This window comes from Gilvimarinus gilvus (assembly GCF_030518155.1).
In the GTDB taxonomy this organism is placed as follows: Bacteria; Pseudomonadota; Gammaproteobacteria; order Pseudomonadales; family Cellvibrionaceae; genus Gilvimarinus; species Gilvimarinus gilvus.
This window is the reverse complement of sequence record NZ_JAULRU010000632.1, coordinates 1-308: the sequence shown is the minus strand read 5'-3', so window position 1 is coordinate 308 and position 308 is coordinate 1. Positions and strand designations below refer to the sequence as shown.

The following is a 308-nucleotide window of genomic DNA, read 5'->3' as shown; positions in this document are numbered from 1 at the left end:
TCTAAATTTGTACAACAAAAACAACTATAGAAAATGGCTGAAAAGATATGGTTATCATCTCCTCATATGGGAGGAAATGAATTAAAATACATTCACGAAGCATTCGATGCAAACTGGGTGGCTCCTTTAGGACCAAATGTTAATGGTTTTGAAGCAGATTTAGAAAAATTCTTAAATGCAAATGTAAAAGTTGCAGCATTATCTGCTGGTACAGCAGCAATTCATTTAGCTTTAATTGAATGTGGAGTTGGCTACGGAGATGAGGTTCTTTGCCAATCAATGACATTCTCAGCAACTGCAAATCCAAT

The 308-nt window shown here is 35.4% G+C and carries 1 protein-coding gene; it reads left to right on the top strand.

Annotated features, from left to right (window positions below):
* Positions 1 to 33: 33 nt before the first annotated feature.
* Positions 34 to 308 (top strand): DegT/DnrJ/EryC1/StrS family aminotransferase (locus QWI17_RS16555; RefSeq protein ID WP_302723636.1); only part of this gene is annotated, 275 nt, incomplete at its 3' end.